This is a genomic window from Rhizobacter sp. P1_G5, assembly GCF_056405435.1.
In genome coordinates this window covers 1-7,656 of sequence record NZ_JBFUCB010000268.1, presented here as the reverse complement: position 1 = coordinate 7,656, position 7,656 = coordinate 1, and the positions used below count along the sequence as shown (strand labels likewise).

Sequence of the window (7,656 nt, the reverse complement as noted above, 5' to 3'; positions counted from 1 at the left end):
CTTCCATGAAGGCATCGGTGAGGCCGACCGAGATGTTGAAGTTGCTGAGGTCGCCCTTGTCCTTCGCGTGGATGAACTCCTCGATGTCCGGGTGGTCGCAGCGCAGCACGCCCATCTGCGCGCCGCGCCGCGCGCCGGCCGACTCCACCGTCTCGCAGGAGCGGTCGAACACCCGCATGTACGACACCGGCCCCGACGCGTTGGCCTGCGTGCTCGCGACCCAGGCGCCACGCGGGCGGATGCGCGAGAAGTCGTAGCCGACGCCGCCGCCGCGGCGCATCGTCTCGGCGGCCTCGGTGAGCGCGGTGTAGATGCCGGGGTGGCCGTCTTCTTCCTGCGCGATCGCGTCGCCCACCGGTTGCACGAAGCAGTTGATCAGCGTGGCGGTGAGTTCGGTGCCGGCCGCCGAGTTGATGCGGCCGGCCGGGATGAAGCCGGCCTGCAGCGCCTCGAGGAAGCGCGCTTCCCACTGGGCTCGCGATTCGGCGGGCTCCACCTGCGCGAGCGCGCGGGCCACGCGGCGCCGCACGTCGTCGGGCGTGCGCTCGTCGCCCTTCGCGTATTTCTCGAGCAGCACTTCGGTGCTGATGTCCTGGGGGAGGAGGGCGGCCGCCTTCGGGTCGGCCGCGGTCATGTGATCGGTGCTCATCGGGTCTTTCAAGTTCTTGAGTGGGCGTCGCCGCCATCCTGAACCCGGCACAAGCGTGCGTAAAGCGCCCCGGCCTCATCCATGACGGCAGCATTGTTGAGCCGGCGCAAGCCGCGGCGATCACGTCGCTTCTAGAGTCGCCCGACTTCACTTGGACGACACGATGCCGACAGAACTCTTCAATGCCGACGGGCACCAGTGCCTGATGTTCACCGACCTCTGCGACGAGGACGGCGACGCGGTGCAATCCAACCAGTTCCTGATCGTCGACCGCGGCACCGGCGCGATCATCGACCCGGGCGGCACGCTCGCCTACAACGAGCTGTACATGGCGATGACGCGTCATTTCGCGCCGCATGAACTGTCGGCGATYGTCGCCTCGCACGCCGATCCGGACATCATCGCGTCGCTCGACCGCTGGATGACGGCGACCAGCAGCGCCAAGCTGTACATCTCGCGCGTATGGGAGCGCTTCGTGCCGCATTTCTGCAAGGCGGGCAAGGTGAAGGGGCGTGTGGTCGGCATCCCGGATGCCGGGCAGCGCATCCCGATCGGGCGCCACGAGCTCGTCGCGCTGCCGGCGCACTTCCTGCACGCCGAGGGCAACTTCCAGTTCTACGACCCGGTGAGCCGCATCCTGTTCTCGGGCGACCTCGGCGCGTCGATGGGCTCGGGCGCGCAGGCGCAGCAGCCGGTCACGTCGCTGGCCGAGGTGCTGCCGCGCATGGAGGGCTTCCATCGGCGCTACATGGTGTCGAACAAGGTGCTGCGGCTGTGGGCGCAGATGGTGCGCCCGCTGCGCATCGACATGATGGTGCCGCAGCATGGCGCGCCGCTGGCCGGCCCGGCGGTGAAGGAGTTCATCGCGTGGGCCGAGGGCCTGAGTTGCGGCATCGACCTGATGACCGAGCGCGACTACAAGGTCCCGGCCYGACCGGGCCCTGCGTCCGCTGCTAGAAGCGCCAGCCGAGGCCGACGCCGACCAGCAGCGGGTCGACCTTGAAGGTGCCGAGCTTGTTGCCGGCCGCGCTCACGTCGGTGCGGATCTGCACCTTCTTCACGTCGATGTTGAGCGACAGCCGGCCTTGCAGCGGGATGTCCACGCCGGCCTGCAGCGCGAGGCCGACGCTGTGGCGGTCGATGTCGACGCCCGCCGGCAGCTCGACGGCGGAGAACTGCGTGAAGTTGACGCCGGCGCCGAGGTAGGGCGTGAAGCCCTTCAGGCCGGTGACGTGGTATTGCAGCAGCATGGTCGGCGGCAGGTGCTTCAGCGAGCCGATGACCGTGCCGCCGGCCTTCACGTCGTGTTTCTGCGGGTACGTCAGCACCAGCTCGGCGGCGATCTCGGGCGTGAAGAAGTACGAGATGTCGAGCTCGGGGATCACCTTGCTGTTGATGCTCAGGTCGAGGCCGGTGTCGTCCTTGTTGGCGCTGTCGAGGTTGACGGCGCGCAGGCGCACCAGCCACGGGCCGGTGGCTTCGGGTTGGGCCTGGGCCGCGCAGGGCACAGCGGCGAAGGCGGCAGCGGCGGCCAGCGCCAGCGTGGCGCGGGCGAACATCGAGCGGGAAGTCATGGTCTCTTTCCTGTGGTTGTGGGCGGGGGAACATCCCCCGGCGAACCATTGCAGCGCGGCATGAACGGTGGAACCTTGCCGCCGCGCAAGCTCGGACCTCGGGCAGGTGTTCACCGGGCGGTGGGCTGACGCGGGTCAATCGAGGCGTTGCGTGGACATGACGCCGTGGCGTTCGATGCCAGAATTCGTGCCACATCAAAGTACGAGCGCGGAGGAGGCGAATGACGGCACAGCGGGAACTCGTTTCGATCACGCGGACCGAGATCGACGCCCAGACGATCCAGGGATTCGTGCTGGCCTCGTCCGATCAGTTGGTCGTGCTGCAGTACGTCTGCGACTTCCGCCTGGACGGGTTGATGGTGCTCAGCACATCGGACATCACCGAGATTCGAAGCTCTGCGACGAACAAGTTCCAAACCACATTGCTCGAGCAAGACGGCCTGCTGGAGCAGGTTCCATTCGACATGACGTTCGATCTGCAGGACTGGCGCGCAATCATCAAGCAGCTTGCGCGCGCCCATCCGTTCTCATTCTCGAGTGCGAGCGTGGAGACGACCCGGATTTCATCATCGGACGCCTGGTGAAGACGACTTCTGCCGCGGCGCATGTGCGCTACTTCACCGGCGTCGGCCGATGGCTGGAGAAGCCCGACCGAGTCAACTTCTGCGACATCACCTGCTGCCAGGTCGACTCGAACTATTTGAATGTCTACCAACGGCACCTCAGCGCCACGCCGCCCACAACAGCGACAGCCCTGAGCACAGCATCAGCGCATCCAGGAGCAGCGAGAACGCGCGGGGGCTGATGCGCATCACGAACGCCTTCCCGGCATAGGTTCCTGCCATCAGCGAGCTGCCGACGATGGCGCCCTGCAGCAGCGTGTCGGCCGGCAACGCACCCAGCTGCCGGAAGGTCGCGATCTTGCCGAGGTACAGCGCCAGCGAGCTTGCGGCTTCGGTGGAGATGAAGGCGCCGCCCGTCAGGCCGTAGGCGGTGAACACCGGAACGCTGAGCGGTCCGGTCGACAGCACGAGGCCCGTGAGGAAACCGATCACCGCGCCGGCTGCCGAGACCTCTCGCAAGCGCAGGCGCCGCCTCGTGCCGGCACGCCAGTGCCTGAGCACCAGCATCGCGAGGAAGAACACGCCGAGCATCGCGTCGATGACGGCCGGTCGCAGCGACAGCATCGTGCGTGCGCCGAGTGCCGCGGTGAGCGCACCCGGCAACGCATACGCCGCCACGGCCTTCCAGTCGACCTCTCGCCACCAGGCGGCGACGCGTGCGATGTTGGCCAGCACCGCGGCGACGGCCATRATGGRCACCGCCTGCTTCGGACCGTAGGCGTAGACGAGGACCGGCAACAGCATCAGCGATGAACCGGTGCCGATCACGCCGCTCACGCAGCCTGCGACGAGACCCACCGACAAGACGAAGAAATAGGAAGTCATTCAGGAGGCAGCATGCGAGATCATCGACACTGCGGCATGCCGGATCCTCGCTTGCCGCCGGCGGATTGTCCTTCCTGAAGCCAAGAGCACGTGCAGCGCATCAACGGGAACGCCATGTCCTTCGAACCGCTTGCGATCACCGTTATGTCGGTGCTGCTCCTGCTCGCAGTTCCGCCTTTGGTGTCCGCTTTCCGCACGCACTCGCTCTTCCTCGCCGATGTGGCCTTGCTCCTGGTGCCTGCGCCTGTTTTCGTTGTGGCCTTGAGCGCCTTCAATGAACCGGCGAAAACCGGCTGGGCGCCCATCGGCTTCCCATTCCTGGTGCTGGCAGCCTCGGTTGTCGGCCTCTACGTTCGCGTGCATCTTCTTCGGCGGTTCCTGCCGCCACGCGTTGCCGCAGTGGCCATGCTCGTGATGTTCGTGGTGGCAGCTGCCGTTTTTGGTGTCGTCACGCCGCCTTGGTCCGAATGAAAACCCGTCACGAGCCTGAGGGCGTCGAGTGCGGTTGCGGCGGTGCGTGCTGCGCCATCAACTCGGCCACCCAGTCGATGAACACGCGCAGCTTCGCGCTGACATACCGGTTCGGCGGAAACGCCACGTAGATCGGCATCGCATCGAAGCGCCAGTCTTCGAACAGCGGCACCAGCTCGCCGCTCGCCCGGTGGGCCTGCGACATGTAGTCCGGCAGCCAGAGCACCCCCAGGCCCGCCAGGCCGGCCGCCAAGTAGGCATTGCCATCGTCCATCGCGACCACGTACCGCCCCAGCACCTCGATGCGTTCGCCGTCGCGCTGCATCGCGTACGACAGGATCGTGCCGGTGCGCGCGCTCTTGTAGCCCACGATGCGGTGATGCGTGCCCTCGAGATCCCGCGGATGCACCGGTGTGCCCGCACGCTCGAGGTAGCTTGGCGCCGCACAGACCCGGGCCTGCAGGTCGCCCACGCGGCGTGCGATCAGCGACAGGTCGGTGAGTTCGCCGCCGCGCACGACGCAATCCACCTTCTCGCCGATCAGGTCCACCATGCGGTCGCTCACGCCCATGTCGAGCTGGATGTCGGGGTAGCGCGCGTGGAAGGCCGGCAGTGCCGGCACCAGGATCATGCGGGCCAGCGGGGTCGGCACGTCCACCCGCAGCCGGCCCCGTGGCGCCGACGAGGCACTCGACAGGCTGCTCTCGGCATCGTCCATGTCGGCCAGCAGGCGCAGCACGTGCTCGTAGTAGGCCGCGCCGTCGGCCGTGGCGTTGACCTTGCGCGTGGTGCGGTTCAGCAGCTTCACGCGCAGCCGCGCCTCGAGCTGCTGCACCAGCTGCGTCACGCTGGTCTTGCTCAGCTGCAGCGTCTCGGCCGCCTTCGTGAAGCTGCCGGTCTCCACCACGCGGGCGAATGCCTGCATCGCATCAAAACGGTCCATCGCTGCCCCCAGCCCGTCGACGATTGTTTGGATTTTCCAAACGATGATTGTCTTCGAGGCCCGTAGATCCGGGCGGCGGGGATCCCTAGAGTCACGCCATCGTGATCAATTCCAAGGAGCCATCGATGGGCAAGCGTGATGTGGTTTTTCCGGCCGGGCGCCAGTCGCTCTATGAGACGAACCGGTATTCGCCGGCGATTCGGTCCAACGGCTTCCTGTTCGTGTCGGGGCAGGTCGGCAGCAGGCCGGACGGTTCTCCCGAGCCGGACCTGCAGGCCCAGGTGCGGCTCGCGTTCGACAACCTGAATGCCATCCTGGCGGCAGCCGGCTGCACGTTCGACGACGTGGTCGACGTGACCGTCTTCATCGTCGATCCGGAATCGACGTTCGACACGATCTGGAAGATCGTGCCGGAGTACTGGGGCAACGCACCGCACCCGACGCTCACCGGCATCGGCGTGACCTGGCTCTACGGCTTCCAATTCGAGATCAAGGTGATCGCGAAGCTGCCGGAGACCGGCGCAATCTGACCAGAGCGACAGCGGACGGGCCCGCTCAGACCCCGACGATCAGGACCTCGCTCTCGGCCGCCACGCGGGTGGCATGGCGTGCTTCGCTGCGGCTCTGGGCAGAGGCGTTCGTGCGCTGCGCGTCGGCATTCTTCTGCGGCACGGCGGCCCGCTGTGCCGGCCCCGCCTGCGGGCGTTCGGAAGCGGTGCGCTGCGGTGTCGTGTTCGAAGAGCGTGTGTTCATTCCGGACTCCTTCCGTTGGCGTGATGCACATGGTCGTCCTTGCTTGAGGGCAGGTAAAGCGATCTTTATTGACCGATAAGAGCAACAATGTTGCATTCAAATCCGTCTCTGGAGACGCTGTGGACGTGACCCTCGCGCGCACCTTCCTCGACATCGTCGAGACCGGCAGCTTCGTTCGCGCCGCCGAGCGGCTGCACGTCACGCAGACGGCGGTCAGCGCCCGCGTGAAGGCGCTGGAGGAGGCGGTCGGCGCCACGCTGTTCGTGCGCAGCAAGGCCGGCGCTTCGCTCACGCCGGCCGGCGAGCGCTTCGTGCGCCACGCCTCGATGATGGTGCAGGTGTGGGAGCGGGCGCGCCACCAGGTGGCCGTGCCGCCCGGCCATGAATCCGTGCTGACCATCGGCTGCGAGATGAGCCTGTGGGATCCGCTGCTGCTCGACTGGCTGCTGTGGATGCGCAACGTCGCGCCGCAACTCGCGTTGCGCACCGAGGTGGGCGTCGCGCCCGAGCTGATGGACCGCGTCGCCTCCGGCATGCTCGACATCGCGGTCGTCTACGCGCCGCAGCGCCGCCCGGGCCTGCGCATCGAGCTGCTGATCGAGGAGAAGCTGGTGCTCGTCACGACGCACCCGCCCACCCACAAGCGCGCCCGCAAGCTCGACCCGGCCGACTACGTCTACGTCGACTGGGGCCCGGAGTTCGCGCAGCAGCACAGCCTCGCCTTCCCGCACCTGGGCCATGCCGCGGTGACCGCCGGCCTCGGCCCGCTCGGGCGCGAGTTCGTGCTGGCCAACGGCGGCTCGGGCTACTTCCGTCTCGCGGTCGTGCGCAAGCACCTCGACAGCGGCCGGCTGCGCCGCGTGAAGGGCGCGCCCGAGTTCCTGTACCCGGCCTATGCGGTGTTCGCCGAAGAGTCGGATGCCGCCGTCGTGCAGCCGGCGCTCGACGGGCTGCGCCATGCCGCCGGCGGCACGACGGCCGACCACGAATGAGCCTGCGCTACGCCGCCACGGCGCCTTCCAGCTCGCGCTCGGCGCGCAGGCTCGCCAGGTCGCGCCCGATCGTCGCGACGGCCAGCACGCGGCCGCCGAGCCGGTAGCGCACGCTGCAGTCGCGCGCCGCGATCGAGCCGTCGATCTCGATCGCATCCCAGCGCTCGGCATGGCCCACGTACTGGATCGTCACGTCGTAGTGCTGGCTCCAGAAGAACGGGCTGATGTCGAAGGCGCGGTGCCGGCCGAGCATGTTCAGCGCGGCGACCTGGCCCTGGCGCTGCGCGAGCGCCCAGTGCTCGACGCGGATGCGCTCGCCCGAATGCGGGTCCGGCCAGCGCGCGATGTCGCCGGCCGCGAAGATGCCCGGCGCGCTGGTCTGCAGCCACGCGTCGACGCTGACGCCGCGGTCGACGGCGAGCCCGGCCTGTTCGGCCAGCGCGAGCGCGGGCCGCACGCCGACACCGGCGACGATCAGGTCGGCCTCGAGCACCGTGCCGTCGGCCAGCCGGACCTGGGAGCCGTCGACCCGCGCCACGGTGGTGCCGAGGTGGAAGACCACGCCGTGCGACGCATGCAGGTCGCGCACGAACRCACCGAGCTCGGGGCCGAGGATGCGCCGCATCGGCACCGCGTCGGGTGCCACCACATGCACCTCGAGTCCGCGGGCGCGCAGCGAGGCCGCCACCTCCAGCCCGATGAAGCTCGAGCCGATCACCAGCGCCACGCGTGCGGAGCCCGCCTGCGCGGCGATCGCGCGGCTGTCGCCGAAGCTGCGCAGGCTGCGCACCTGGCCGGGCGCCGCGCCGGGCACGTCGAGCTGCAC

Annotated in this window: 11 protein-coding genes; 5 read left to right on the top strand and 6 right to left on the bottom strand. The window is 68.1% G+C overall.

Annotated elements, in window-relative coordinates:
- On the bottom strand, positions 1-649 hold a 649-nt coding region (locus tag AC1D12_RS18425; protein WP_477842099.1), incomplete at its 3' end, for a ribonucleotide reductase barrel domain-containing protein.
- Between the two features lie 163 nt (positions 650-812).
- On the opposite strand from AC1D12_RS18425, the gene AC1D12_RS18420 reads away from it, so the two are divergent.
- Complete coding sequence (locus tag AC1D12_RS18420; protein ID WP_477842098.1) at positions 813-1,652, top strand: oxygen-binding di-iron domain-containing protein; 840 nt, start codon at positions 813-815, stop codon at positions 1,650-1,652.
- Here the strand turns inward: AC1D12_RS18420 and AC1D12_RS18415 are convergent.
- The gene (locus tag AC1D12_RS18415) at positions 1,603-2,223 is read right to left on the bottom strand and encodes an OmpW/AlkL family protein (protein ID WP_477842096.1); all 621 of its coding nucleotides are present in this window, start codon (positions 2,221-2,223) and stop codon (positions 1,603-1,605) included. The genes AC1D12_RS18420 and AC1D12_RS18415 overlap by 50 nt on opposite strands.
- 221 nt (positions 2,224-2,444) lie before the next feature.
- Here AC1D12_RS18415 and AC1D12_RS18410 point away from each other — a divergent pair, with 221 nt between their 5' ends.
- Entirely contained in the window at positions 2,445-2,807 is a 363-nt protein-coding gene (locus tag AC1D12_RS18410) for a hypothetical protein (RefSeq protein ID WP_477842094.1), read from the top strand.
- 138 nt (positions 2,808-2,945) lie between these two features.
- Here AC1D12_RS18410 and AC1D12_RS18405 read toward each other — a convergent pair whose 3' ends face one another.
- A complete protein-coding gene (locus tag AC1D12_RS18405) occupies positions 2,946-3,671 on the bottom strand; it encodes a sulfite exporter TauE/SafE family protein (RefSeq protein WP_477842092.1) in 726 nt (241 codons plus the stop codon).
- Positions 3,672-3,761: 90 nt separating this feature from the next.
- Here AC1D12_RS18405 and AC1D12_RS18400 point away from each other — a divergent pair, with 90 nt between their 5' ends.
- Positions 3,762-4,142, top strand: coding sequence for a hypothetical protein (locus tag AC1D12_RS18400; RefSeq protein ID WP_477824989.1), 381 nt, complete (start codon positions 3,762-3,764; stop codon positions 4,140-4,142).
- A gap of 7 nt (positions 4,143-4,149) precedes the next feature.
- Here the strand turns inward: AC1D12_RS18400 and AC1D12_RS18395 are convergent, their stop codons facing one another.
- Positions 4,150-5,085 carry a LysR family transcriptional regulator gene (locus AC1D12_RS18395; RefSeq protein WP_477824988.1) on the bottom strand — a complete coding sequence of 312 codons (936 nt, stop codon included), beginning with the start codon at positions 5,083-5,085 and terminating at the stop codon, positions 4,150-4,152.
- 125 nt (positions 5,086-5,210) lie between these two features.
- Between AC1D12_RS18395 and AC1D12_RS18390 the strand changes: the two genes are divergently transcribed.
- Positions 5,211-5,615, top strand: coding sequence for a RidA family protein (locus AC1D12_RS18390; protein WP_477842090.1), 405 nt, complete (start codon positions 5,211-5,213; stop codon positions 5,613-5,615).
- Between the two features lie 25 nt (positions 5,616-5,640).
- Here the strand turns inward: AC1D12_RS18390 and AC1D12_RS18385 are convergent, their stop codons facing one another.
- Complete coding sequence (locus AC1D12_RS18385) at positions 5,641-5,838, bottom strand: hypothetical protein (protein ID WP_465113807.1); 198 nt, start codon at positions 5,836-5,838, stop codon at positions 5,641-5,643.
- Between the two features lie 119 nt (positions 5,839-5,957).
- On the opposite strand from AC1D12_RS18385, the gene AC1D12_RS18380 reads away from it, so the two are divergent.
- Entirely contained in the window at positions 5,958-6,830 is an 873-nt protein-coding gene (locus tag AC1D12_RS18380; protein ID WP_477828505.1) for a LysR family transcriptional regulator, read from the top strand.
- Positions 6,831-6,837: 7 nt separating this feature from the next.
- On the opposite strand, the gene AC1D12_RS18375 is transcribed toward AC1D12_RS18380, so the two are convergent.
- Positions 6,838-7,656, bottom strand: an 819-nt coding sequence (locus AC1D12_RS18375) for an NAD(P)/FAD-dependent oxidoreductase (RefSeq protein ID WP_477842088.1), incomplete at its 5' end; no start/stop codon positions are given.